The organism is Subtercola boreus (assembly GCF_003399635.1).
GTDB classification, from domain to species: Bacteria; Actinomycetota; Actinomycetes; order Actinomycetales; family Microbacteriaceae; genus Subtercola; species Subtercola boreus_B.
Window position 1 is genome coordinate 17,145 of sequence record NZ_NBXB01000011.1, and the last position, 24,632, is coordinate 41,776.

At 67.3% G+C, this 24,632-nt stretch carries 21 protein-coding genes, 1 tRNA gene and 1 other RNA gene; 16 read left to right on the plus strand and 7 right to left on the minus strand.

Annotation, left to right across the window (positions count from 1 at the left end; all coding sequences use genetic code 11):
* Window positions 1-20 precede the first annotated feature (20 nt).
* The 3 genes from B7R22_RS02630 (at window position 21) to B7R22_RS02640 (ending at window position 4,625) form a co-directional block, all read left to right on the plus strand.
* Window positions 21-1,892: an ABC transporter ATP-binding protein gene (locus B7R22_RS02630; RefSeq protein ID WP_116410264.1), complete on the plus strand. Its 1,872-nt coding sequence runs from the start codon at window positions 21-23 to the stop codon at window positions 1,890-1,892.
* A gap of 91 nt (window positions 1,893-1,983) precedes the next feature.
* On the plus strand, window positions 1,984-3,348 hold the full coding sequence (locus tag B7R22_RS02635) for a cystathionine beta-synthase (RefSeq protein ID WP_116410265.1): 1,365 nt from the start codon (window positions 1,984-1,986) through the stop codon (window positions 3,346-3,348).
* Between the two features lie 122 nt (window positions 3,349-3,470).
* Window positions 3,471-4,625, plus strand: coding sequence for a cystathionine gamma-synthase (locus B7R22_RS02640; protein WP_116410266.1), 1,155 nt, complete (start codon window positions 3,471-3,473; stop codon window positions 4,623-4,625).
* 24 nt (window positions 4,626-4,649) lie between these two features.
* Here the strand turns inward: B7R22_RS02640 and B7R22_RS02645 are convergent, their stop codons facing one another.
* Window positions 4,650-4,898 (minus strand): hypothetical protein, encoded by a 249-nt coding sequence (locus tag B7R22_RS02645; protein ID WP_116410267.1) that lies wholly within the window; start codon window positions 4,896-4,898, stop codon window positions 4,650-4,652.
* Between the two features lie 195 nt (window positions 4,899-5,093).
* Complete coding sequence (locus B7R22_RS02650) at window positions 5,094-6,071, minus strand: ROK family protein (RefSeq protein WP_116410268.1); 978 nt, start codon at window positions 6,069-6,071, stop codon at window positions 5,094-5,096.
* 384 nt (window positions 6,072-6,455) lie between these two features.
* On the opposite strand from B7R22_RS02650, the gene B7R22_RS02655 reads away from it, so the two are divergent.
* From B7R22_RS02655 to B7R22_RS02690, 8 genes are all read left to right on the plus strand, one after another.
* Window positions 6,456-7,184 carry a cyclase family protein gene (locus B7R22_RS02655; RefSeq protein ID WP_116410269.1) on the plus strand — a complete coding sequence of 243 codons (729 nt, stop codon included), beginning with the start codon at window positions 6,456-6,458 and terminating at the stop codon, window positions 7,182-7,184.
* Window positions 7,185-7,226: 42 nt separating this feature from the next.
* The gene (locus tag B7R22_RS02660; RefSeq protein ID WP_253258842.1) at window positions 7,227-8,612 is read left to right on the plus strand and encodes an MFS transporter; all 1,386 of its coding nucleotides are present in this window, start codon (window positions 7,227-7,229) and stop codon (window positions 8,610-8,612) included.
* Window positions 8,613-8,886: 274 nt separating this feature from the next.
* Window positions 8,887-9,120 carry a glutaredoxin-like protein NrdH gene (gene nrdH, locus B7R22_RS02665; RefSeq protein WP_116281859.1) on the plus strand — a complete coding sequence of 78 codons (234 nt, stop codon included), beginning with the start codon at window positions 8,887-8,889 and terminating at the stop codon, window positions 9,118-9,120.
* A gap of 10 nt (window positions 9,121-9,130) precedes the next feature.
* Window positions 9,131-9,532 (plus strand): class Ib ribonucleoside-diphosphate reductase assembly flavoprotein NrdI, encoded by a 402-nt coding sequence (gene nrdI / locus B7R22_RS02670; protein WP_116410270.1) that lies wholly within the window; start codon window positions 9,131-9,133, stop codon window positions 9,530-9,532.
* On the plus strand, window positions 9,517-11,664 hold the full coding sequence (gene nrdE, locus B7R22_RS02675) for a class 1b ribonucleoside-diphosphate reductase subunit alpha (protein ID WP_301182587.1): 2,148 nt from the start codon (window positions 9,517-9,519) through the stop codon (window positions 11,662-11,664). Before nrdI ends, nrdE begins: the two co-directional genes overlap by 16 nt.
* Window positions 11,665-11,760: 96 nt before the next feature.
* Window positions 11,761-12,735, plus strand: a complete 975-nt coding sequence (gene nrdF / locus B7R22_RS02680) for a class 1b ribonucleoside-diphosphate reductase subunit beta (RefSeq protein WP_116410272.1) — start codon at window positions 11,761-11,763, stop codon at window positions 12,733-12,735.
* Between the two features lie 157 nt (window positions 12,736-12,892).
* Window positions 12,893-14,068: a glycerate kinase gene (locus tag B7R22_RS02685; protein ID WP_116410273.1), complete on the plus strand. Its 1,176-nt coding sequence runs from the start codon at window positions 12,893-12,895 to the stop codon at window positions 14,066-14,068.
* Window positions 14,065-14,973 (plus strand): sulfurtransferase, encoded by a 909-nt coding sequence (locus B7R22_RS02690; protein WP_116410274.1) that lies wholly within the window; start codon window positions 14,065-14,067, stop codon window positions 14,971-14,973. The genes B7R22_RS02685 and B7R22_RS02690 overlap by 4 nt, the downstream gene beginning before the upstream one ends.
* Before the next feature lie 31 nt (window positions 14,974-15,004).
* On the opposite strand, the gene B7R22_RS02695 is transcribed toward B7R22_RS02690, so the two are convergent.
* The 3 genes from B7R22_RS02695 to xylA all read right to left on the minus strand — a co-directional run bounded on the left by B7R22_RS02695 (window position 15,005) and on the right by xylA (window position 19,335).
* Window positions 15,005-16,363 carry a hypothetical protein gene (locus B7R22_RS02695; protein WP_116410275.1) on the minus strand — a complete coding sequence of 453 codons (1,359 nt, stop codon included), beginning with the start codon at window positions 16,361-16,363 and terminating at the stop codon, window positions 15,005-15,007.
* A gap of 186 nt (window positions 16,364-16,549) precedes the next feature.
* Window positions 16,550-18,142, minus strand: coding sequence for a xylulokinase (locus B7R22_RS02700; protein ID WP_116410276.1), 1,593 nt, complete (start codon window positions 18,140-18,142; stop codon window positions 16,550-16,552).
* Window positions 18,143-18,144: 2 nt separating this feature from the next.
* Complete coding sequence (gene xylA, locus B7R22_RS02705; protein ID WP_116410277.1) at window positions 18,145-19,335, minus strand: xylose isomerase; 1,191 nt, start codon at window positions 19,333-19,335, stop codon at window positions 18,145-18,147.
* A 152-nt stretch (window positions 19,336-19,487) separates the two neighbouring features.
* Between xylA and B7R22_RS02710 the strand changes: the two genes are divergently transcribed.
* The 4 genes from B7R22_RS02710 (at window position 19,488) to B7R22_RS02725 (ending at window position 23,459) form a co-directional block, all read left to right on the plus strand.
* Window positions 19,488-20,684 carry an ROK family protein gene (locus tag B7R22_RS02710; RefSeq protein ID WP_116410278.1) on the plus strand — a complete coding sequence of 399 codons (1,197 nt, stop codon included), beginning with the start codon at window positions 19,488-19,490 and terminating at the stop codon, window positions 20,682-20,684.
* 46 nt (window positions 20,685-20,730) lie between these two features.
* Window positions 20,731-22,005, plus strand: coding sequence for a saccharopine dehydrogenase family protein (locus B7R22_RS02715; RefSeq protein ID WP_116410279.1), 1,275 nt, complete (start codon window positions 20,731-20,733; stop codon window positions 22,003-22,005).
* 69 nt (window positions 22,006-22,074) lie between these two features.
* Window positions 22,075-23,187 (plus strand): hypothetical protein, encoded by a 1,113-nt coding sequence (locus tag B7R22_RS02720; protein WP_116410280.1) that lies wholly within the window; start codon window positions 22,075-22,077, stop codon window positions 23,185-23,187.
* A gap of 62 nt (window positions 23,188-23,249) precedes the next feature.
* Entirely contained in the window at window positions 23,250-23,459 is a 210-nt protein-coding gene (locus tag B7R22_RS02725; protein WP_116410281.1) for a hypothetical protein, read from the plus strand.
* Between the two features lie 114 nt (window positions 23,460-23,573).
* On the opposite strand, the gene B7R22_RS02730 is transcribed toward B7R22_RS02725, so the two are convergent.
* Together B7R22_RS02730 and B7R22_RS02735 are read right to left on the minus strand one after the other, a co-directional pair.
* Window positions 23,574-23,661, minus strand: a tRNA-Ser gene (locus B7R22_RS02730).
* Window positions 23,662-23,730: 69 nt separating this feature from the next.
* Entirely contained in the window at window positions 23,731-24,384 is a 654-nt protein-coding gene (locus B7R22_RS02735) for an SDR family oxidoreductase (RefSeq protein ID WP_116410282.1), read from the minus strand.
* A gap of 96 nt (window positions 24,385-24,480) precedes the next feature.
* Between B7R22_RS02735 and ffs the strand changes: the two genes are divergently transcribed.
* An RNA gene (ffs, locus tag B7R22_RS02740) (signal recognition particle sRNA small type) lies at window positions 24,481-24,577 on the plus strand.
* Window positions 24,578-24,632: the final 55 nt, after the last annotated feature.

Consider the following 24,632-nt stretch of genomic DNA (forward strand, 5'->3'; position numbering starts at 1 on the left):
TGCGCACGTACAGTGGGAACATGAGTGGTGTCGGAGTGCGAGGTGGGGGCGGTCGCCCCATGATGGGCGGCGGTGACGCCGACGCTCAACGAGCCCGCAATGCCGACGCGCCGAAGGTCGAGAACCTGTTCGGGCGCATCGTCGACCTGTTCCGCCCGTACCGGCGCCCGATCATCCTCACCATCGTGCTCGTACTGGTCTCCGCCGCTGTGTCGGTGATCCCGCCGCTCCTCACGCAGCAGGCGTTCGACCGCGGTCTTTTCCCGCCGGGCTCGGGCCCGAACGTGCCCGTGCTCGCCGAGATCGTCGGACTGATGATCGTGCTCTACGTGGCTTCGAGCCTCATCGGGGTCTGGCAGGCCTACCTCACGGCGACGGTCGGCAACAACGTGATGGGCTCGATGCGGGTGAAGCTCTTCACCCATCTGCAGCGCATGGAACTGAGTTTCTTCACCAAGACGAAGACCGGGGTCATCCAGTCCCGCCTGCAGAACGACGTGGGCGGTGTCGCGGCGGTGCTCACCAACACTATTTCGAGTGTGCTCGGCAACACGGTGACCGTCATCGCAGCATTCGTGGCGCTGATCCTGTTGAACTGGCAGCTCACGATCGTCGCCGTGGTGCTCATGCCGATCCTCGTCATCGCCCAGCGACGCGTGGGACAGGTGCGGGCGCGCATCGCCACGAAGACGCAGGAGTCGCTGAGCGACATGACGGCGATCACGCAGGAGACGCTGAGCGTCTCGGGCATCCTGCTCGCCAAGAGCTTCAACCAGCAGCAGACCGAGATCGGGCGCTACTCCGCCGAGAACGACAACCAGGTCTTCCTGCAGGTGCGCCAGCAGATGAGCGGCCAGTGGTTCTTCGCGATGGTGAGCATCTTCCTCTCCAGCATCCCGGCGATCGTCTACCTCGTGGCCGGCGTCCTGGTCGGAAACGGTGCGTCCGGCATCACGGCGGGCACCATCGTCGCGTTCACGACGGTGCAGGCGCGGCTGCTGTTCCCGCTGCTCGGGCTGCTTCGGGTCGCGCTCGACCTGCAGACGTCGGGGGCGCTGTTCGCGCGCATCTTCGAGTACCTCGACCTGAAGCCCTCCATTGCCGACCGGCCGGGCGCCCTGGTGCTGCCGGAGGCCCGTGCGGCCGGGCGGGTGCAGTTCGACGAGGTCGTCTTCCGTTATGCCGACGCGTCGCCCGAGTCGCGGCCGACGCTCGGCGGTGTGTCCTTCGACATCGAGCCGGGCCAGTTCGCCGCCTTCGTCGGCCCTTCGGGTGCCGGCAAGACCACGGTGTCGTACCTCATTCCCCGGTTCTACGAGGCGACGGGCGGCCGGGTTCTGTTCGACGGCACCGACGTGCGCGACGTCACACAGGAGTCGCTGGTGACCCACCTCGGCATCGTGAGCCAGGAGACGTACCTGTTCCACGCGACGATCGCCGAGAACCTCCGCTACGCGAAGCCGACGGCGAGCCAGCGGGAGCTCGAGGCCGCGGCGGTGCTGGCGAACATCCACGACCGCATCATGAGTTTCGACGACGGATACGAGACGATGGTCGGGGAGCGGGGGTACCGGCTCTCGGGCGGCGAGAAGCAGCGCATCGCGATCGCCCGCGTGCTGCTGAAGAACCCGGCCGTACTCATCCTCGACGAGGCGACCAGCGCCCTCGACTCCATCTCCGAACGGGTCGTGCAGAACGCTCTCGACACGGCATCGCGCGGCCGCACCACGATCGCCATCGCTCATCGACTGTCGACCGTGGTGAAGGCCGACGTCATCTTCGTGGTCGAAGACGGGCTCATCGTGGAGCGCGGCACGCACGCCGAGCTCCTCGCCCGGGGCGGCGCTTATACGAACCTGTACAGCGAGCAGGTCTCGGCGGGCTCGCTGTGAGCGCCGCGAGGGTGGCCGAGGCATCGGCGGCACTCCGGTGACGCCGGGCACACTCCGGTAACACGGCAGACGGCGCTGGTAGGTTGAACGGGTGAAATACGCAGAGACAGTCCTCGACCTCGTCGGAAACACCCCGCTCGTCCGCCTCAACACGGTGACCGACGGCATCGCGGCCACAGTGCTCGCGAAAGTGGAGTACCTCAACCCCGGCGGCTCCTCGAAAGACCGGATCGCCACGCGGATCGTCGACGCGGCGGAGCGCGAGGGCCTGCTGAAGCCCGGCGGCACAATCGTCGAACCGACCTCCGGCAACACCGGCATCGGCCTCGCGCTCGTGGCCCAGCAGCGCGGCTACCGGTGCGTCTTCGTGCTGCCCGACAAGGTGGGCGAGGACAAGCGCAACGTGCTCCTGGCCTACGGAGCTGAGATCGTCGTGACGCCGACCGCCGTCGCTCCCGAAGACCCGGAGTCGTACTACTCGGTGAGCGACCGTCTGGCGCGCGAGATCCCCGGCGCGTTCAAGCCGAACCAGTACTCGAACCCGAACGGTCCGCTCAGCCACTACGAGACCACCGGTCCCGAGATCTGGCGCGACACCGAGGGCACGGTGACCCACTTCGTGGCCGGCGTCGGCACCGGCGGCACCATCAGCGGGGTCGGAAAGTACCTCAAAGAGGTCTCGGACGGCCGCGTTCAGATCATCGGAGCCGACCCGGAGGGCTCGGTCTACTCGGGCGGCACCGGCCGGCCGTACTTGACTGAGGGCGTGGGCGAGGACTTCTGGCCGACCGCCTACGACCCGAGCGTGGTCGACAGCATCATCGCCTCGAGCGACGCCGAGTCGTTCGAGCTGACCCGCCGCCTCGCCCGCGAGGAGGGCCTGCTCGTCGGCGGTTCGAGCGGGCTGGCAGTCTCCGTCGCGCTCAAGGCGGCCCGTGACCTGCCCGCCGACGCGGTCGTCGTCGTGCTGCTGCCCGACGGTGGTCGCGGCTACCTCGGCAAGATCTTCAACGACAAGTGGATGCGCTCCTACGGGTTCACCAGCGAATCGAGTGAGAGCACCGTTCGCGACCTCATCGGCGCGAAAGACGGATCGCTGCCGGCGCTCGTGCACGCGCATCCGAGCGACACCGTGCACGACGCGATCGAGATCATGAAGACGTACGGGGTGTCGCAGATGCCGGTGCTGACCGCGGAACCGCCCGTGGTGATGGGCGAGGTCGTCGGTTCACTGAACGAGGAGGCTCTGCTCGAACACCTCTTCAGCGGCGCTGCGGCCATGGGCGACACGGTCGGCACCTTCCAGGGTGCGTCGTTCCCCCTGATCGGCATCAACGAGTCCGTCGCCGCGGCGCGCCAGTTCCTCGGTTCGGCGTCGGCGTTGATGGTGACGGACGAGGGAAAGCCGGTCGCCGTGATCACCCGCCAGGACCTGCTCAGTTTCCTGAGCGCCTGACCCGCCGGCCGGTCTGGCTCACGCGGCAGACTGACCCGCCGGGCGGGCCGGCCCAGGCCTACAGCCTGACCGAAACCTGAACCCCCACGAATAATCGCGCCCACCCGAGCGTTAGGAGTCCCATGCCACGCAAACAGCACTTCGAGACCACAGCCATCCACGCCGGCCAGGAGTTCGACCCCACCACCGGTGCGATCATCCCGCCGATCTACCAGACCTCCACGTTCGTGCAGGACGGGATCGGCGGCTTCCGGGGCGGCTACGAGTACGCCCGCGGCGGCAATCCCACGCGCACGTCGCTCGAGACACTGCTCGCCGCGCTCGAAGGTGGAAAGCACGCGTTCTCGTTCTCGTCGGGGCTGGCGGCCGAGGATGCCCTGCTCCGGGCGGCGCTCGAACCCGGCGACCACGTGGTGCTCGGCAACGACGTCTACGGCGGTACCCACCGACTGATCAACACGATCCACAAGAAGTCGGGCATCCTGAACGACACCGTCGAGATGATGGACCTGCACGCCGTGCAGAAGGCCGTTGTGCCCGGCAAGACGAAGATCCTCTGGCTCGAGACGCCGAGCAATCCGCTGATGAAGATCAGCGACATCGGGGAACTCGCCGAGATCGGACACGCGGCCGGGGCACTGGTCGTCGTCGACAACACCTTCGCCTCGCCCTACCTCCAGAAGCCGCTCTCACTCGCGGCCGACGTGGTCATCCACTCGACCACCAAGTATCTCGGTGGCCACTCCGACGTGCTCGGCGGTGCGGTCGTGCTGAACGATGAGGAGCTGGCGTCGAAGGTCGGTTTCCAGCAGTTCGCCGCGGGCGCGGTCTCGGGGCCGATGGATGCCTGGCTCACCGTTCGCGGAATCAAAACGCTCGCCGTGCGGATGGACAGGCACAGCGCCAATGCGCAGGCCATCGCCGAGCACCTGGTCGGGCATCCGGCGCTCGAGCGCATCTACTATCCGGGCCTCGAGACGCACCCGGGGCACGAGTTGGCGAAGACCCAGATGTCGGGTTTCGGCGGCATGATCTCGCTCGGGTTGAAGGCGGGCCCGAAGGCGGCGCGTAAGTTCGCCGAGTCGACGAAGGTCTTCCAGCTCGCGGAATCGCTCGGTGGGGTGGAATCGCTCATCGGCTATCCCAGCGAGATGACGCACGCGTCGGTGAAGGGCACCGCGCTCGAGGTTCCCGAGAACATCATCCGGCTCTCGGTGGGAATCGAGAATGTGGATGACCTGATCGAGGATCTCGACCGGGCACTGCCCCGGCGCTGAGTCCGGCTGCCGCAGCAGCGGGCGTCAGAGGTCGGCGTCGCCGTACGTCGACTCGTCGCTGTTGCGGCCGGAGGACTCGGTGTCGCTGGCGTCGTCCTCGACGTTCGATTCGTCCTGCTTGTAGAAGATCTGCTTCTCGTCGACCGGGTCGGCGGTACCGGCCGCGGACTCTTCCTCCTCGGCCTCCTTCCGTGCCGTGAAAGCCTCCTCGCCGGGCACGTGACGTGCGTCGTCGGGGAACTCGCTTGCGAGGAAGCCGGGGATGTCGCCCATGATCTGTCTCCTTTGTGGGGTCACCCCACCGTAGGCCGACCTCCACTGGCTCACAACCCGCCCACCCGCCCACCTCGCGCCCGCCCCGGACGACGTTCCGCGCCCGTTTGTCGCTTCCGCCACTGCGCGCGCAGACGCGGAAGCGACAAAGAGGCGCGGAACCGAAGTGCTGCGGGGCGGAGTGCGGTGGGGGAGTCAGGCCGAGCGGGTGAGCCAGGCCGCCGCGCCGAGGAGGGGAGCGTCGTCGAGCAGCCGTGAGGCGGCAAGCTCCAGGGTGGCGGCGTAGGCGGGGTTAGCTTCGGCGACTCCTGCCCGGAAGCCGGGCTCGAACAGGTCCCACGAGCGTGAGATCGAGCCCCCGGCCACGAGCACACTGGCCTCGAACGTGGCGAGCCACGGGCCGAGGCAGCGTCCGAGCGCGAAGGAGGCATGCTCGAGCACCCTGGTCGCGGTCGCATCACCCGCGCGCATCCGGCCGGCGATATCCTTCACGCTGGTCGTCTCACCCGTCTGCCGGGCGAAGGCGGCGACGATCGCCCGGGTCGAGACGGTGTCCTCCAAGGGGCCACCGTCGACCTCGAGGAGGTGGGCGGTGCCGTTCGTCGGAACGTCGGCGCGATGTCTGATCGGGGTGCCGTGGTCGAGGAACGTGCTGCCGACACCGGTGCCGAGAGTGATGCAGACCGCGCGATCGTGGCCGGAAGCCGCCCCGAACATCCATTCGCCGATGCCGTAGGCGCTCGCATCGTGCACAAATCGCACGGCAGACGGTTCCGCGCCGAGCCGGGCGGCGAGCTCCCCGCGGATGTCGACCCCGGAGAGGTTCTCGAACTTCGCGACGTTCTCGAAGGTGCCCACCCCGCGCTCATAGTCGAACGGGTCGGGCATTGCGATGGCCCAGGCCGCGTCGGCTCGAGCGTCGCCACCCGCCTGGGCGACGGCCTCGCGACAGGCGGATGCCCAGATGTCGAGGATTTCCGTGCCCGCCCCGTGGGGGTCGGTGTCAGCGCCCGCTGATGTGACGACGCGAGCGCTGCTGCCGCGCATCCCGACGACGGCCGCGGTGATGTGGCTGCCGCCGATGTCGGCGACGTTGGCGAGCCGGAGCGCGCCACCATCGTGCTGCTCGGAAGGAGCCTCGTCGGCCAGCGGGAGGGGAGCGTCATCGTTCACCTCTCGACTCTAGCCGCAGTGCGCGAGCCGGCAGAAATGACCGCTTCATTGCCATTTTTGCCATCATGCGGAGGGTTCCGACCTGCCATGGTTGGGTCATGCCCCCACCGGACCACCCCTCCGTCGGGCTCGCCCCGGGCACCGCCCTCTCCGTGGCGGCCGTGCTCGGAACCGGTATTTCCCTGCTCCCTGCTCTCGCTGAGCAGGTGGCGCAGGGAGTCACGGCGGCCGTTCGCCTACTCGGGCGTTTCACGGCAGGCTGGTGGATGGCCGTGGTTTCGGTTGCCCCCGTCGCGGTGATCGTCGCCGCCGCGACCCGCCCCGCCCCGCAACGACCGCCCACCACCCCGACACCCCCGCTCAACCAACCAGGAAGGCCCACGCATGAGCCGCCGCTTCATCGACCTCAGCCACACGATCACCGAAGGCCTCGTCACCTACCCGGGCCTCCCTGCGCCCCGCTTCACTCCGCACCTGACCCGCGAGGACTCGAAGTCGAAGTACGCCGAGGGCACAGAATTCGCGATGGACATCATCACGATGATCGGCAACACCGGCACCTACCTCGACAGCCCTTTCCACCGCTACGCCGACGGAGGCGACCTCTCGACGCTCAGCCTCGAGACGCTCGCCGAACTGCCCGCCGTGGTCTTCTCGTTCCCCGCCATCGCCGGCGAGCAGACAAACGGTCCGTCTCCTGCAGACCAGTCAGAGCCCGGCTTCGACGGCCGGGGTATCACGGCGGATGCGTTCGGCACCGAGGATCTCCGCGGCACGGCCGTGCTGCTGAGCACCGGCTGGGACGCGCTCTTCGGCACCCCCTCGTACGCAAGCGGGTCGCCGTTCCTGACCGAGGACGGCGCGCGATTGCTTATCGAGCGCGACGTCGCGCTGGTTGGAATCGACTCGCTCAACATCGACGACACCGAGTCGGGCGGCGAGCGTCCCGCGCACACGCTGCTGCTGGATGCGGGCATCCACGTCGTCGAGCACCTCACCAACCTCGGTTCGCTACCGTTCCGCGGGGCGCGCTTCACCGCCGTCCCGCCGAAGGTGGCGGGCTTCGGCACGTTCCCGGTTCGCGCTTTCGCAACAGTGGACGGCCCCGCCTGACCTCCCGCATTCGGTGTCGGCGGCCTCCCGTAGCCTTGTGAGGTGAGCACAGGGTCGGCGACAGGTCAGGATGCCCGGCCGAGCGACTCGGGCGCGGGCATCCTCGGGCGACCCTACCGCTGGGTGACCGTCGGGATGCTCGCGATGATCCTGCTCTCGGCGTTCGAGGCGCTCGCCGTCACGACAGTGATGCCGACGATCAGCGCCGAGTTCGACGGGGCGTCGCTCTACGCGCTCGCCTTCTCCGGCCCGCTGGCCGTCGGCGTCGTGGGGATGGTGGTGGCCGGCAACTGGTCGGATCGAACCGGCCCCCGCCGTCCCCTCTTCGCCTCGGTGATCTTCTTCGCGGGCGGTCTGCTGGTTGCCGGGCTGGCGACGAACATGGAGCTGCTCGTGCTCGGCCGGCTGGTCTCCGGGCTCGGTGGCGGCGGGCTCACCGTGGCGCTGTTCGTTCTGGTCGCCCGGGTCTTCCCCGAACGACTGCATCCCAAGGTGTTCGCCGCCTTTGCTGCGGCCTGGGTCATCCCGTCTCTTGTCGGGCCCCTGGTCGCCGGTGTGGTGGCAGAGACCGTCGGCTGGCGCTGGGTGTTCCTCGGCGTGGTGGTGCTGGTGATCCTCGCGATGGGCATGGTCGTTCCGGTCATGCGCGGGTTCGAGGCGGTGTCGACGGGCGGGCCGTGGAAGCTGTCCCGCATCGTCTGGTCGGTGGTGGCGGCGTGCGCGGTGCTTGTTGCCAGCCTGTCGGGCCAGCTCGCCGACCGGTTGGACGGCACGGTCGTCTGGATGCTCGCGGTGGCCGCCATCGTGATCGCCGTCGTCTCGCTCCGAACGCTCCTCCCCCCGGGCGCCCTGCTGGCCCGGCAGGGGCTCCCCACGGTCATCCTGCTGCGCGGGCTGGTGTCGGGGGCCTACTTCGCGGCGGAGACGTACCTTCCCTACTTCTTCACGAGCCAATACCAGCTGACACCGGCGTTGGCGGGGCTGGCGCTGTCGTTCGCTGGGCTTTCCTGGGCCGGGGCATCGTGGTTGCAGGGCAAGTACTCCGAGCGCATCAGCGATGTGGCGAGCATCAGGGCGGGCATCCTCCTGGTGCTGTTCGCGCTGGCGATCGTGCTCGCGTGTTCGATCTTCGCCCTCTCGCCGGCGCTGGCCATCGTCGGCTGGCTCTTCGCGGGAGCGGGGATGGGGGCCATGTACCCGCGACTGTCTGTCGCGATGCTCCGGCTGTCGAGTGTCACGAACCAGGGCTTCAACTCCTCGGCGCTGGCGATCTCCGACTCGATCGGGGCGGCGTCGTCCCTGGCGCTGACGGCGGCGATCTTTGCGACAGCGGGGGCGGTAAGTGCCTTCTCGTTCACCGCGTGCTTCCTGCTGGCTGCCGCTCTCGCCCTCGTGGCGCTCGCCGTGAGCGGGCGCGCACGTTCCTAGTGGGGCACGCCCGCGACACGCCCGGTGGTCCGGATGTCGGTGGTCGAAGTTATCCTCAGACCACGGCGGTGCGGTTATCCACAGATCGCCCTTGTGAGGCCTGAATACGCGGAATGGCCTGTGCACTCAGGGTGTTGAGAAGGTGTGGAAACTCCGCAGAAGCTGTGGATAATTACACGGATGTAACTACTTCATCTAGGGGTCTGTTCTGAAGCTGACAACTAGATGTAGTGTTGTACTCCTGTCACCGAGTTTGAAGAGAAAGGCGCAAAACATGGCAATCACGGTCTACACCAAGCCCTCCTGCGTTCAGTGCACCGCCACCTACCGCGCCCTCGAGAACAAGGGTCTCGAATACGAGATCTTCGACGTCTCGGTCGACGAAAAGGCCCTCGCGGCCGTCAAGGAGCTGGGCTACCTCCAGGCTCCCGTCGTCATCACCGACGACGACCACTGGTCGGGTTTCCGCCCCGACAAGATCGCCGAACTCGCTTCGCGCGTAGCCTGACCCGATACAGATGGCAGACCTGGTCTATTTCTCCAGCGTCTCAGGCAACACCAGGCGCTTCGTCGAGAAGCTGGGCACACCGGCTCACCGGATCCCGCTCTACGCCACCGAAGCGCCGCTGAAAGTCGATGAGCCCTACGTTCTCGTGTTGCCCACCTACGGGGGCGGGTCGACCGGAGGCGCTGTTCCCAAACAGGTCATCAGATTTCTGAACGACTCACACAACCGTTCCCTGATCAAGGGCGTCATCGCTGCAGGAAACACGAACTTCGGCGAGGCGTACTGCCTCGCGGGTGACATCGTCGCGCAGAAATGCAAGGTCGACACCCTCTACCGGTTTGAAGTATTCGGTACGCCCGACGATGTCGAGGCCGTCATAACAGGATTGGAAGAATTTTGGAAAGCACACTGATCGAGGCGCCGTCCGCAGCGACGGGTCTCGACTACCACTCGCTGAACGCGATGCTGAACCTCTACGACGCCGACGGCAAGATCCAGTTCGACAAAGACAAAGAAGCGGCGAAGCAGTACTTCCTGCAGCACGTCAACCAGAACACGGTGTTCTTCCACAACCTGCGTGAGCGCCTCGACTACCTGGTCGAGAAGGAGTACTACGAGAGTGCGCTCATCGAGAGCTACTCGTTCGAGTTCATCCAGAAGCTCAACGACCTCGCCTACTCGAAGAAGTTCCGTTTCGAGACGTTCCTCGGAGCGTTCAAGTACTACACCTCGTACACGCTGAAGACGTTCGACGGCAAGCGCTACCTCGAGCGCTTCGAAGACCGCGTGGTCATGACCGCGCTCGGCCTCGCCGACGGCGACGAGACCCTGGCGATCAACCTCGTCGAGGAGATCATCGGCGGTCGGTTCCAGCCCGCGACCCCCACCTTCCTGAACGCCGGCAAGGCGCAGCGCGGTGAGCTCGTCTCGTGCTTCCTGCTGCGCATCGAAGACAACATGGAGTCGATCTCCCGCGCGATCAACTCGTCGCTGCAGCTCTCGAAGCGCGGCGGCGGTGTCGCGCTGCTGCTGTCGAACATCCGCGAGTCGGGTGCTCCCATCAAGCAGATCGAGAACCAGTCGTCGGGCATCATCCCCGTCATGAAGCTGCTCGAAGACTCCTTCAGCTACGCCAACCAGCTCGGTGCCCGCCAGGGCGCGGGTGCGGTGTACCTCTCGGCGCACCACCCCGACATCATGCGCTTCCTCGACACGAAGCGGGAGAACGCCGACGAGAAGATCCGTATCAAGACGCTCTCGCTCGGCGTCGTGGTGCCCGACATCACGTTCGAGCTCGCGAAGAACGACGAGGACATGTACCTGTTCTCGCCGTACGACGTCGAGAAGGTCTACGGCGTGCCCTTCGGCGACATCAGTGTCTCCGAGGAGTACCGGGCGATGGTCGACGACCCGCGCATCCACAAGTCGAAGATCAAGGCACGCGAGTTCTTCCAGACGCTGGCGGAGATCCAGTTCGAGTCTGGCTACCCCTACATCATGTACGAAGACACGGTGAACAAGGCGAACCCGATCAAGGGCCGCATCAACATGTCGAACCTCTGCTCGGAGATCCTGCAGGTCAACACGCCGACGACCTACAACGAAGACCTGTCGTACGACAACATCGGCAAGGATATCTCCTGCAACCTGGGGTCGCTGAACATCGCGCTCACCATGGACTCGCCCGACTTCGGCCTGACCGTCGAGACGGCCATCCGCGGCCTGACCTCGGTGTCGAACCAGAGCCACATCACCTCGGTGCGCTCCATCGAGTCGGGCAACGACCGCTCGCACGCCATCGGCCTCGGCCAGATGAACCTGCACGGCTACCTCGCTCGGGAGCGGGTGTTCTACGGCTCCGAAGAGGGCATCGACTTCACGAACATCTACTTCTACACGGTGCTGTTCCACGCGCTGCGGGCTTCCAACCGCATTGCGATCGAGCGCGGCGAGGTGTTCGACGGTTTCGCCGACTCGACCTACGCGACGGGAGCGTTCTTCGACAAGTACACGGATGCCTCGTGGACGCCGTCGACCGTGAAGGTCGCGTCGCTCTTCGACAACGCCTCGATCCACATCCCGACGCAGGAAGACTGGGCGTCGCTTCGGGCTTCTGTCATGGAGCACGGCATCTACAACCAGAACCTGCAGGCGGTGCCCCCGACCGGCTCGATCTCATACATCAACAACTCGACGGCCTCGATCCACCCGATCGCGTCGAAGATCGAGATCCGCAAGGAAGGCAAGATCGGTCGCGTCTACTACCCCGCGCCGTTCCTGACGAACGACAACCTGGAGTACTACCAGGACGCCTATGAGATCGGTGCCGAGAAGGTCATCGACACGTACGCGGCGGCGACGCAGCACGTCGACCAGGGGCTGTCGCTCACGCTCTTCTTCCGCGACACGGCCACGACCCGCGACATCAACAAGGCGCAGATCTACGCCTGGCGGAAGGGCATCAAGACGATCTACTACATCCGCCTCCGCCAAATGGCGCTGGAGGGCACCGAGATCGAGGGTTGCGTTTCCTGTGCTTTGTAACGGATGGCAAGTCATCCGTTCAGTGCGCTCCGTCATTAGCTTTCATCTGTAAGAACTTGGCTGCGATCATCCGTAGCGTGAAAGAAGAAGAGAATCGTGGCTGAACAGCTCAGGCTCGCGCGCAACGTGCAGGCGATCAACTGGAACAAGATCCAGGACGACAAAGACGTCGAGGTGTGGAACCGTCTCGTCAACAATTTCTGGTTGCCCGAGAAGGTTCCGCTCTCGAACGACGTGCAGTCGTGGAACACGCTCACGCCGGCCGAGCAGCAGCTCACCATGCGGGTGTTCACGGGCCTGACGCTTCTCGATACGATCCAGGGCACGGTCGGCGCGGTCAGCCTCATCCCCGACGCGGTCACTCCGCACGAGGAGGCGGTGTACACGAACATCGCGTTCATGGAGTCGGTGCACGCAAAGTCGTACTCGTCGATCTTCTCGACGCTGTCGAACACCAAGGACATCGACGAGGCGTTCCGCTGGTCGACCGAGAACCCGAACCTGCAGAAGAAGGCAGACATCGTTCTCGACGACTACCACGGCAACGACCCTCTCAAACGGAAGGTCTCCTCGACCCTGCTCGAGTCGTTCCTCTTCTATTCAGGGTTCTACCTGCCCATGTACTGGTCGTCTCGCGCCAAGCTGACGAACACGGCAGACCTGATCCGGCTGATCATCCGTGACGAGGCCGTGCACGGATACTACATCGGCTACAAGTTCCAGAAGGGGCTCGAGAAGGTCGACCAGGCCAAGCGGGACGAGATCAAGGACTACACGTTCTCTCTGGTCTACGACCTCTACGAGAACGAGACCCAGTACACGCAGGATCTGTACGACGAGGTCGGGCTGACCGAAGACGTCAAGAAGTTCCTGCACTACAACGCCAACAAGGCGCTGATGAACCTGGGCTACGAGCCGATGTTCCCGAAGAGCGTCACCGACGTGAACCCGGCGATCCTGTCGGCCCTGTCGCCGAACGCCGACGAGAACCATGACTTCTTCAGCGGATCGGGTAGCTCGTACGTGATCGGCAAGGCCGTGAACACCGAGGACGAAGACTGGGATTTCTGAGCTGAACTGCCGGGTGCAGCTGCGGCTCGCGCCGTAATTCAGGAGGAGAGCCCCGTCGCGTCGGTATACGACGTGGCCGGGCTCTCCTCCTGAATTGCGTACGGGTGGTGGGAGCGCCAGATCTGGGCGCGGGGCAGCGTTGGGGCAGGATGGGAGCATGAGCCCCACGCTGCAGGTCATCGTTGCCCCCGACTCGTTCAAGGGGAGCGCGACCGCCGTCGAAGTGGCGGAGGCGATCGGCGGAGGCTGGCGTGAGGCAAGGCCCGGCGACACGGTCGTACTGACGCCGATGGCCGACGGCGGCGAGGGCACCATCGAGGCACTCGCGCTCGCCATCCCCGGATCGAAGCGGATGCCGATCACGGTCACCGGTCCGGCCGGCGAACCGGTCGAGGCAGAGTGGCTGCTCGTCCCGGGCGAAGAGAGCATCGGGACCACGGGGGTCGTCGAACTCGCCAACACCAGCGGCATCACGCTGCTGTCGACGCTTCTGCCGATGGATGCCCAGACCACCGGGTTCGGAGAGGCCATCGTCGCGGCGCTCGACCACGGCGTTGAGAGGCTCTTGCTCGCCATTGGCGGGAGTGCCTCCACCGACGGCGGCGTCGGAATTCTGACTGCGCTCGGAGCGCGGTTCCTCGACGCGGAGGGCGACCCGATTGCGCCGGGTGGCGCTGGGCTCGCCGGGCTCGTCTCCGTCGACTTCAGCGGGCTCCGTGACCTGCCAGAGGGCGGTGCCCAGATCATCACCGACGTCACCAATCCCCTGTTGGCGGTCGACGGCGCTGCGGCGGTGTTCGGCCCGCAGAAGGGTGCCGACGTCCACCAGGTCGCCGAACTCGACCGCTCCCTCGCTGCCTTCGCGCGGATCGTCGGGGAGGCCGCGCAGACGGCGAGACCGAGGTCGGCCGCGCATCTGGCCGACCCCGAAGCGCCGGGCGCCGGTGCCGCCGGGGGAACGGGGTTCGGCCTGGCGCTGTGGGGTGCGATCATCCGGAACGGTGCAGAGACGGTGGCGGATGCTGTCGGTCTTGAGCGTCAGATCAGCGAGGCCGATGTGGTGATCACGGGCGAGGGGCGGTTCGACAGCCAGTCCGCCGCGGGAAAGGTGCCATCGTTCGTGGTGGGGCTCGCCCGCAAGCATGAGACGTTCCCGCTGCTCGTGGCGGGCAGCATCGGCGCGGATCCGGAGGATTTCGCCGCCTCGGTGTCGCTCAGTGAACTGGCCGGAAGTTCTGAGGCGGCGATCGAGAATCCGTTGCCGTTCCTCTGGGCGGCCGGGCGGGCGCTGGCGAACGGCGGCGCGAAGACGACGGGAGGCGAAAGCGTATGAGTGACAGCAGTGGCAATGGCGGTGGCGATGGCGGTAGCAGTGGCAGCAGCGGGGCCAGCCACGACACGAGCGCGGTGCTCATCGGTGCCGACGAGCTGGCCGCGCTGCTCGCCAGCGATCGCGGGCCGCGGGTGCGGGTGCTCGATGTGCGGTGGAAACTCGGCGGGCCACCGGGGCTCCCGCTCTATCGCGAGGGTCACATCCCGGGAGCGCGGTACGTCGACCTCGACACGCAGCTGGCCCGGCGCGGCGAGAAGACGGAGGGCCGGCATCCGGTGCCCGTGATCGACGCGCTGCAGACCGCGGCGCGATCGTGGGGAATCGATGACGGCGACACGGTCGTGGTGTACGACGATCTGAACAATCTGTCGTCGTCCCGTGCGTGGTGGCTGCTGCGAAGCGCTGGCGTCGCGGATGTGCGGCTGCTCGACGGCGCCCTGAAGGCATGGCTCGCCGCCGGGTTCGAGCTAGAGACGGGCGATCCGGTCGGCGACGGCGACGGCTCGGTGACCCTCGCCTACGGGGCTCTTCCGTGGTTGGACATCGATGCCGCGGCCGAGTTCGGCCAGCACGGGGTGCTGCTCGACGCTCGTGCGCCGGAACGATTCCGGGGCGAAGTGGAGCCGATCGATCCGCGGGCCGGGCACATCCCGGGGGCCCGCAGTGCACCGGCGACGGGCAATGTCGATGCCGACGGTCGATTCCTCAGCCCGTCGGAGCTCCGCGCGCGGTTCGAGGCCGTCGGCGCCCGGCAGGATGCACCGGTGGGCGTGTACTGCGGATCGGGTGTCACCGCGGCGGTCGACGCGGTGGCGCTGACGATCGCGGGTTTCGAGCCGCGGGTGTTCCCGGGCTCCTGGTCGGCGTGGTCGAACACCGACCGCGCGGTCGCAACGGGGGACTGAGGGGGGTTCGGCGCTCCGGACGAGCCGGGCCCTACTTTGCGACAGTGACAGCTTTGCTCGTCGCGGTAGCGGACACGTAGCCCGACTTCGAACCCGAGACGGTCACCGTCAGCGTATTGCCGGCGTCGGCCGCGACGGGCGTGTAGCTCGCTGAGGTCGCGCCCGCGATCGCTGTTCCGGCGCGCTTCCAGCTGTAGGTGAGAGTGACGGGGGCCGGATTCCATGTGCCGGGTTTGGCGATCAACGCCGAGCCCACCTTCGCAGTGCCCGAGATCAGCGGAACAGCGGTGACGAGCGCGCCCTTCGCGACGGCCTTCGTGGCGGCGCTGGTCTTCGCGACCGTGCCATACCCCGGCTTCGAACCGGTGACCGTGACGGTCACGGTGGTCTGGGCATCCGCCGCCGCCAGTGTGTAGGTCGACTTCGTGGCGCCGGTGATCTTCACTCCGCCGCGGTTCCACTGGTAGGTGAATGTGACGGGCGCTGGCGACCACGTTCCGGGCTTGGCGGTGAGTGCCGCGCCGACGGTCGGGGTGCCGCTGATGGTCGGCGTGGCTGTGGCCGTCAACCTGTCGAGAACAGGGCTCGTCGCCCTACTGGACGCGGCCGATGTCTCGTAGCCGCTCTTCGCACCCGTGACGATGAAGGTGATGGCGCGTCCGAGGTCTGCCGGCTGCAGGGTGTAGGAGGTGGTGGTGGCGCCGGTGATCGGAATTTCGTTGCGGCTCCACTGGTACCCGAGGGTCACGGGCGACGGCCCCCAGGTGCCCGCGGTGCCGGTGAGCTTCGAGCCGACCACGGCCCAGCCCGAGATCGAGGGCTTGCCGACAGTGAGCTTCAGGGGGTTCGGGGCCTGGTCGTACGTCCAGGAACCGCTGCCCGCCGTCACGTGCACGGTGGTGAACCAGAGGCCGGCGCTCGCGAACTGCACTCCGTTGAACTTCAGGCAGGCGAGGCCGACGCTGTAGTCGCCGCCCCGGGCCCTGGCCTGGCCGGCCGAGCCGAGGATCTGGGCGCTGAGGTTTGCCGAGGGCTCGAGCACGTCCTTGGATCCGAAGAAGAAGCCGCTGTCGGCGTAGCCGATCCAGGATGCCCGTGTGCGCTCCGAGCCCACGGGGCTTATGAAGGTCTGCACACTCTCGGCGTCGCTGGCGCAGGTGAAGTGCGCGCGGGGATCGCTGCTGTTGGGGGAGGCCACGAGGTCGTCATCCCACAGAGCCACGTGCCCGGCCGGGAATCGGGTCTCGGTGCCGGAGTCGTACAGAATGTAGGCGCCGTCGGAGACGGTGCCCGCTGCCGAGGCGGAGACCGGGGCCAGGCCGACCAGCGCGAGGGAGAGCGCCGAGAGGAGAAGTGCGCCGCCGAAGCGGACGGGGGTGGTCAGGGTCACGGAGGGCCTCTTCGGTTGACGGATGCTGCGGGCACGAGCATCGTCACAGGCGCGAGTGTCCCTGCGGTGAACGGTGGGTTGCCGAGGAAGGGGAGCCGCGGATGTTGCGGGGACACTCGCGCCGGGGCGGCACCGGGCGGGGAGCACCGCGGAACGCGCGCCGCGGAGGCGCCGAGCGGCTCGCTCTCAACCGCGCGGAATGGACCCCAGCGCCTGCGCTGCGACATACTGCCTGGCGATTGCCGGCACCGTGTCGACCGCGAGCTCGGCCACGAAACTGATCGGCCATGCCGGCCTCGCGCCCGACAGCGTCCATGCGGCTTGCCGGGCCGCGCCGTCCGCGACGTACTCGCCCGGCGTCGGCACAGAGACCGGCACGTCGAAGACCTGCGCCGCGACGGACTGCACCGCCTCGTTCTGCGCGGCGCCCCCGATCAGCAGCACTCTCTTCGTGGCGACCCCGAGATCGCGGATCGCGCTCACTCCATCGGCGAGCCCACACAGCATGCCCTCGATCGCAGCACGGGCGAGGTTCTCACGGGTGGTCGACGCAATCGTCAGCCCGAGGAGTGTAGCCGTGGCATCGGGGAGGTTCGGGGTGCGTTCCCCTTCGAAGTACGGCACCAGCACGACGCCACCGGAGCCCGGGGCTGCGGAGAGCGCGAGCCTCGCGAACTCGTCGTAGTCGACACCCAGCAGCTCACTGGTCGACGCAAGGATGCGCGCGGCGTTCAGCGTCACCACGATCGGCAGGAACCCGCCGGCGGCATCGGCGAACCCGGCGACAGTGCCGGTGAGGTCGGCAACCGGGCGATCGGTCACGGCGAAGGCCGTTCCCGAGGTGCCGATGCTGATCACCACATCGCCCGCTTTCGCGTCCAGCCCCAGCGCGGCGCCGGCGTTGTCGCCCATCCCCGCGCCCACGAGGATGCCGGCGGGAATGACCCCGACGGCCTCGGGTGTGTCCACGGGGCTGTCGCCCCCGTACGGGATGTCGCCCCCGTACGCGAGGTCGCCGCCGTGGGCGACCGTCGTTCCGACGACATGCCCGGTCTGCACGATGCGGGGGACGATGACGGCGTCGTTGGCCGCCCTCTCTGCGGCGTCCACCGCTTCGTCCGCGGCCGACTCGACGCCTGCCGCTTCGACGGCCGGCCGGCCGAAGGCATGCTCGAACAGGTTGAAGTCGTATCGCCCTGTCGCGGGGCTCCAGTACGAGGTTCCGCTCGCATCCGACCGGTCGGTGGCCAGGGCATCCAGAACCGGCCCGAGCGGACTCTCGCCCTCGGGGCCGTACCCGAGCAGGCGCCAGGTCAGCCAGTCGTGGGGGAGCGTCACGGCGGCGACGCGCGCCGAGTTGGCCGGCTCTGCGTCGCGGAGCCAGCGCAACTTGGTCACGGTGAACGAAGCGACCGGCAGCGACCCCACGCGCTCGGCGAAGCCGGTGGGCCCGTCTGCTCCGATCTCGGCGAGCAGGTCTGAGGCCGCCTGGGCGCTGCGAGTGTCGTTCCAGAGCAGCGCGTCGCGGATCACCCGGCCCCGGGCATCCAGAACCACCATGCCGTGCTGCTGGCCGCCGACGGAGATCGCGGCGACATCGTCGAGACCGCCCGCATCCCGGATCGCCGCCTGCAGCGCACTCCACCACGCTGCAGGGTCGACCGCCGTGCCGTCGGGGTGCGGCGCGCGCCCACTCCGCACCAGCGCTCCGGTCTCTGCGTCTCGGATCACGATCTTGCAGCTCTGGGTCGACGAATCGACTCCCGCGACCAGCGTCATGGCTAGCGGGCGCCGGTGAGGTGTTCGAGCGCGAGCTGGTTGAGGCGCACGAAGCCGAAGCCCTTGCCGTCGAAGTACGGGGTCGGGTCGAACTCTTCGTAGGACGAACGGTCGGCGAGCAGGTCGGCGTAGGTCTCGCCCGGGTTGAGCGTGGGCTCGGCCAGTTCGGGCACGCGGGAGGCGGCCAGGGCCTGCTGTACCTCGGGGTCTGCCCGGAAGGCGGCCGCGCGCTCCTTCAGCAGGAGGTAGGTGCGCATGTTCGCTGCCGCCGAGTCCCAGACGCCCGTGATGTCCTCGGTTCGCGAGGGCTTGTAGTCGAAGTGGCGCGGGCCGTCATAGACCGGGCCGCCCTCGGGGGAGCCGTTCTCGAGCAGGTCGACGAGCGCGAACGCGTTGTAGAGGTCGCCGTGGCCGAACACCAGGTCCTGGTCGTATTTGATGCCGCGCTGGCCATTGAGGTCGATGTGGAAGAGCTTGCCCTGGTAGAGCGCCTGGGCGATGCCGGCTGCGAAGTTCAGACCGGCCATCTGCTCGTGGCCGACCTCGGGGTTCACACCGACCAGCTCGGGGCGTTCGAGGGTCTGGATGAAGGCCATCGCGTGCCCGACGGTGGGCAGCAGGATGTCGCCACGGGGCTCGTTCGGCTTGGGCTCGATCGCGAATCGGATGTCGTAGCCCTTGTCGGTGACGTAGTCGCTCAGCAGGTTGACGGCCTCGCGGTAGCGTTCGAGAGCCGAGCGGATGTCCTTCGCCGCGTCGTACTCCGCGCCCTCGCGGCCGCCCCACATCACAAAGGTCTTCGCGCCGAGCTCAGCGGCGAGGTCGATGTTGCGGAGCACCTTGCGAAGGGCGAACCGGCGCACGGCGCGGTCGTTCGAGGTGAATCCGCCATCCTTGAAGACGGGTGCGCTGAAGAGGTTCGTCGTGACCATCGGGACTTCGAGCCCCGTCGAAGCCAGGGCCCCCTTGAGGCGGTCGATCTGGGTCTGGCGCTCCGAGTCGGTCGAACCGAAGTCGAACAGGTCGTCGTCGTGGAAGGTGAGCCCGTACGCGCCGAGCTCACTCAGACGCTCGACGGCTTCGACCACATCGAGGTGGGACCGGGTCGGACCGCCGAAGGGGTCGGACCCGTTGTAGCCGATCGTCCAGAGTCCGAAAGAGAATTTGTCAGCGCGGGTGGGCGTCAGGGACATGCGCGGGTGCTCCAGTCAGCATCGTTGGTGAGTTGGACAGGGTGTTCAGGGGGCGTCCGTGGTAAAAAGTTACCACACACAACATATTGCGGATGCCGGGCTCGTGTCAAAGGGCTGGCACACTGTTTTCGAACATCGATACGGGAGGCCCCATGGTTCTGGCGAGCGTGCCACGTCGCCTGTCGCCCGGCGTCGGCAACAGCAACGACCAGACCCGTCGGCACAACCTCTCGACCGTGCTGACGTTCCTGCATCACGGCGGCCCGCAGTCCCGGGCGCAGCTCACCGGTCTCTCCGCCCTGAACAGGTCGACCACCGGCGCCCTGGTCGCCGAACTCGTCGAGCTCGGCCTGGCCTATGAGACGGAACCCGCCGATTCCGGCCGGGTGGGTCGGCCGAGTCCGATCGTGCACGCGAATGGGAAGGTCGTGGCGATCACGGTCAACCCCGACATCGACGCGGTCACGGTCGGCGTCGTCGGGCTCGGCGGTCTGCTCCACCACCTGGTGCGCCGGGAGACGGATGCGGTGCCGACGGTCGGGGCGAGCATCCGGATCGTGCAGGAGGTTCTCGATGGCATGCGCGACGAAATCGCGACCGAGTTCCGCGTGGCGGGCGTGGGGATCGCCGTGCCCGGGCTCGTGAACTCCCGGGACGGCGTCGTCGCGCTCGCCCCGCACCTCGGCTGGCGTGACGAACCGGTCGCCGAACCCTTCGCCGCTGCCCTCGGGTTCCGTGCCGCAGTGGCCAACGATGCCGCGCTCGCGACAGTGGCCGAGAGCATCTTCGGCGCGGGCCGCGGCGTGCAGGATCTCGTCTACCTCAACGGCAGCGCGAGCGGCATCGGGGGCGGCGTCCTCGCGGGCGGGGTGATGCTGCGCGGCAGCCGGGGCTACGCTGCAGAACTCGGCCACACGCTGGTGAACAGTTCAGGCATCCGGTGCCACTGCGGCAAGCGCGGGTGCCTCGAGACCGAGGTGAACCTCGGGCTTCTGCTGCAGGTGCTCGGGCGAGACAGCGCCGGGCTCGACGAGGTCGACGCGCTGATTGCGGCGGTTCCGGATGCCCGCCCCGAGATCGAACGCCAACTCGACGTGCTGGCGCTCGCCATCGGCACCTTCGTCAGCGTGTTCAACCCCGAGTCGATCATCCTGGGCGGATTTCTCGGGTCGCTGTACGAGGCCGATCCCGCACGGCTCCGCGCATCCGTCAATGCCGCCTCCGTCGTGGGGCTGGCCGATCCGGTGCGTCTCGAGCGGGCCCGGCTCCGCTCCCGGCTGCTGACGACGGGTGCCGCGGAGCTGGTCTTCGCCGACCTGCTGGCCGACCCCGCCGGAACGGTGTTCTGAGGCGCGGGTGCTGACGGGCATCCACCGCTCGCGGTAGTCTCTCGCCATGAGAATTCTGCTCGTGGGTGCCGGTGGTGTCGGAAACTCGATCGCGAAGATCGCGGCCAGGCGTACCTTCTTCGAAGTGATCGTCGTCACCGACTACGACCTGGCCCGGGCGGAGTCGACCGTGGCCTGGATCCAGGCGAAGCACGGGCCGGAGGTCGCGCAGAAGTTCCTCGCCGACCGGATCGACGCCTCTGACGCGTCGAGTGTCGAAGAGGTCGCCCGCAAGCACGGCGCGACCCACGTCATGAACGCCGTCGAGCCGCGCTTCGTGCAGGCGATCTTCGCCGGTGCGCTCGCGGCAGGAGCGAATTACCTCGACATGGCGATGAGCCTCTCGGAGCCGCATCCGACCGAGCCGCACTCCGAGACCGGCATCAAGCTGGGTGACGACCAGTTCGCCCAGGCCGCCGACTGGGAGAAGGCCGGCACGCTTGCGCTCGTCGGCATGGGCGTCGAGCCCGGGCTCAGCGACGTCTTCGCGCGCTACGCCGCAGACCACCTCTTCAGTGACATCGACGAGCTCGGTACGCGCGACGGGGCGAACCTGGTCGTCCGGGATGAGTCGGGGGAGGAGATCTTCGCGCCGTCGTTCAGTATCTGGACCACCATCGAGGAATGCCTGAACCCGCCGGTCGTGTGGGAAAAGGAGCGCGGCTGGTTCACCACCGAGCCGTTCAGTGAGCCGGAGATCTTCGACTTCCCCGACGGCATCGGGCCCGTCGAGTGCGTGAACGTGGAGCACGAAGAGGTGTTGCTGATGCCGCGGTGGGTCGACGCGAAGCGGGTGACCTTCAAATACGGGCTCGGCAACGAGTTCATCTCCATTCTGAAGACACTCCATCAGCTCGGACTCGACAAGACGGCGCCGTTGACCGTGCGCTCTGCCGATGGCCCCGTGACCGTCGCGCCGCGTGATGTCGTGGCGGCGGGGCTCCCCGACCCGGCAACACTCGGGCCCCGGATGACCGGCAAGACCTGCGCGGGACTCTGGGTGACGGGTACGGGGCTCGACGGCCTGGCCCGGGAGGTGTACCTCTACCACGTGGCCGACAACGAGTGGACGATGCGCGAATACGAGTCCCAGTGCGTGGTCTGGCAGACGGCGCTGAATCCCGTGATCGCGCTGGAACTGCTGGCGCTCGGGGTGTGGGGCGGCGTGGGAGTGCTCGGGCCGGAGGCGTTCGATGCGCTGCCGTTCCTCGAGCTGATGGCGCTGCCGGTGGAGGAGGGCGGCTACGGCCAGTCCTGGGGGCTGGAAGATCGCGCAGTCTGATGCATTGAGGTTTACTCGGTTTTAAGCTACCGTGACGTGACTCTGTCTCGCCACGAAAGCTGGAACACCATGACCCTGCGCGCCCCCTCCCGACCGTCCGGCCTCGGCCGACGTGCTGTCGCCACCCTCGCGTTGATCGGCGCGGCCGTCTTCGTGGGTGGTGTCGCTGCCGCTCCGGCGAGCGCCGCACCGTTCGAATTCGTGCTCTCGTCGGGCAATCCCGACTTCTCGTTTCAGAAGGCGGGCGGAGTGCAGATCAAGACCTTCGACCTGCTGAACACGGGGGACAACGACATCACGATCGACCCGGCGCCGCTCGTAGCGATGGCGGCGCCTTTCACGGCGTCGGCGATCTCGTTCACCAAGACTACGGTCGTCGCCCACAACGCGCACGCGACGTTCACAGTGACGTACAGAGTTCCCACTGTGGGTACGGTGTCGACGGTGCCGGTGGCCCTCGTCGCCACCGATCAGACCGACAACTCGAAGCTGAGTCTCACCCTAACCTTCAAGGGAACGTCGATCGCCACGGATCCTGCGCACTTCACCGCCACAACTACGGGAGGTGGCACGTCAGCCGACTTCGGCACCGTCAGCGTCGGCGGTTTCGCCACGCAGGAAGTCACTCTCACCGTCGACGGTGTTCTGCCGATGCGGTTCTCGACCAACGACATCGCCATCGTCGACTCGGCCGGGAACCCGCTGCCGACCGTGAAGATCACTGCCTCCTCCTTCGGGACCGTCGGCGCGATCACCGCCCCGGGGGGCACGGCAGCATTCGAACTGACGTATTCACCGCTCGCCGTGGGTTCGTTCACGGGAAGCGCGAGAGTTGGCGGGTTCGCTGTCACGGGAACCGTCGAGACTGCTGTGCTGGTTGTGGCCGTGCCGCTGTCCGGAGCTGCGTCCGCGGTCACTCCGACCACGCCGCCCGCAACTCCGCCGGCGACGCCCGGGGCCACCGCCACGCCCGTTCCGACGGGCACGTCGACGACGATGTCGACGTCGACCGCCGGGGCAGTCGTTCCGAGGCCCGGGACCGGTGGCCAAACGGGATCGCTGGCTGAGACCGGAGCACCAGTCGCCGGAATCGTCGGCCTCGGTGCGCTCGTCGGATTGCTCGGTCTCGGCGCGCTGGCTGGCCTGGCCGTGGCTCATCGGCGCCGCGCGCACAACTCGTAGGAATCGCTGGCGGTTCCGGCTGGCGGACAGAAATCACCGGCCGGAACCTGTAGCGTGAAGCCATGGCTGACAACGCAGGCAAAGAAGCAGAAGAGATCTGGATCGGCGACGTGCACGTCGCAAACATCCGCCAGGAGAACGGGCACGGCGACCGGCCGTTCATCGTCGAGAGCCTCACCGGCACCGAGCTCCGCACGGCTGCAGACAAGCATGCCGCCGAGCTCTGGATTGCGCTGCACTCCGACGCCATCACCGAGAACGAACTCGGCTAGATCCCAACCCCGCCAGGACACAATCCCGCCAGAACCCAACCCGACGAACGGCCCGCTTCGAGCGGGCCGTTCGTCGTGGGGCCTCTAATCTTGAATGCAGGTACGGCACTGCTGTGGCGGAGAATGGGGGATTCGAACCCCCGAGAGCTTTCACTCAACACGCTTTCCAAGCGTGCGCCATAGGCCACTAGGCGAATTCTCCTGGCGAGCCGCCTCTCAGGTGCAGAAACGGCCAAAGAGCATCCTACGGCATTCCCGCGGATCGCTCGAATCAGTACCGCACGGCCGCCAACGCCTTACGGATCGGGGTGTCGCCACTGATCGCCTCGAACTGGGCGCGGACAGCGATTCCGTCGATCAGGGCGGCCGCGATGAGGGCGGCGACATCCTGCCGCGGGATCGTTCCGCGACCGGTGCTCTCGGCGAGCGTGACCTCGCCAGTGCCCGGCTCATCGGTCAGCCCGCCGGGCCGGATGATCGTCCAGTCCAGATCGCGCTCACGGAGGTTCGCATCCGCTGCCGCCTTCGCGGCGAGATAGATCTGGAACACGTCGTCGGATTCCGGGTCGAAGTCGTCGGCTCCCATCGAGGAGACCAGCACGTAATGGCGGATGCCCGCGCCCTCCGCTGCGTCGGCCAGCAGGATGGCACCGTCACGGTCGACGGTGTTCTTCCGTTCAGCCGTCGAATTCGGCCCCGCACCTGCCGCGAAGACCACCGCGTCGACACCTGCGAGGTCGAGCGCGAGGGTGGCGGCATCCACCTTCTCGAGGTCGATGACGACAGGGATACCGCCTGCCGCCAGCACGTCACTGGCCTGCTCCGGATTGCGGATGATCGCGACTGCCTCGTGGCCCTGGTCGGACAGGAGTTTCTCGAGGTGGAGGGCGATAGCTCCGTGGCCGCCGGCAATTGCGATTCTCATGCTTTCTATCCAACGCCCCGAGGCGTGATCTGCCAAGTCGGCGACCCGAGATCCGGGTGCGCTACTCGGAGGGAGCTGCTGTCGGCTAAACTGATCCACGGCTCCCCGCGTGGCGCCATCCAGGCCAACTCCCCCAGGGCAGAAATGCAGCAAGGGTAACCGGGCTCTGGCGGGTGCGCGGGGGGTCCTTTTTTGTGTTGGCGGCGCTCCGCTGGTCGTGCAACGGCGCTCCGGCCTCTTCTCGCTCA

Coding starts and splice junctions, on each gene's coding strand:
- B7R22_RS02630 (WP_116410264.1), top strand. CDS start 21: ATGAGTGGTGTCGGAGTGCGAGGTGGGGGCGGTCGCCCCATGATGGGC.
- B7R22_RS02640 (WP_116410266.1), top strand. CDS start 3,471: ATGCCACGCAAACAGCACTTCGAGACCACAGCCATCCACGCCGGCCAG.
- B7R22_RS02645 (WP_116410267.1), bottom strand. CDS start 4,898: ATGGGCGACATCCCCGGCTTCCTCGCAAGCGAGTTCCCCGACGACGCA.
- B7R22_RS02655 (WP_116410269.1), top strand. CDS start 6,456: ATGAGCCGCCGCTTCATCGACCTCAGCCACACGATCACCGAAGGCCTC.
- nrdH (WP_116281859.1), top strand. CDS start 8,887: ATGGCAATCACGGTCTACACCAAGCCCTCCTGCGTTCAGTGCACCGCC.
- nrdI (WP_116410270.1), top strand. CDS start 9,131: ATGGCAGACCTGGTCTATTTCTCCAGCGTCTCAGGCAACACCAGGCGC.
- B7R22_RS02685 (WP_116410273.1), top strand. CDS start 12,893: ATGAGCCCCACGCTGCAGGTCATCGTTGCCCCCGACTCGTTCAAGGGG.
- B7R22_RS02690 (WP_116410274.1), top strand. CDS start 14,065: ATGAGTGACAGCAGTGGCAATGGCGGTGGCGATGGCGGTAGCAGTGGC.
- B7R22_RS02700 (WP_116410276.1), bottom strand. CDS start 18,142: ATGACGCTGGTCGCGGGAGTCGATTCGTCGACCCAGAGCTGCAAGATC.
- xylA (WP_116410277.1), bottom strand. CDS start 19,335: ATGTCCCTGACGCCCACCCGCGCTGACAAATTCTCTTTCGGACTCTGG.
- B7R22_RS02710 (WP_116410278.1), top strand. CDS start 19,488: ATGGTTCTGGCGAGCGTGCCACGTCGCCTGTCGCCCGGCGTCGGCAAC.
- B7R22_RS02715 (WP_116410279.1), top strand. CDS start 20,731: ATGAGAATTCTGCTCGTGGGTGCCGGTGGTGTCGGAAACTCGATCGCG.
- B7R22_RS02720 (WP_116410280.1), top strand. CDS start 22,075: ATGACCCTGCGCGCCCCCTCCCGACCGTCCGGCCTCGGCCGACGTGCT.
- B7R22_RS02725 (WP_116410281.1), top strand. CDS start 23,250: ATGGCTGACAACGCAGGCAAAGAAGCAGAAGAGATCTGGATCGGCGAC.
- B7R22_RS02735 (WP_116410282.1), bottom strand. CDS start 24,384: ATGAGAATCGCAATTGCCGGCGGCCACGGAGCTATCGCCCTCCACCTC.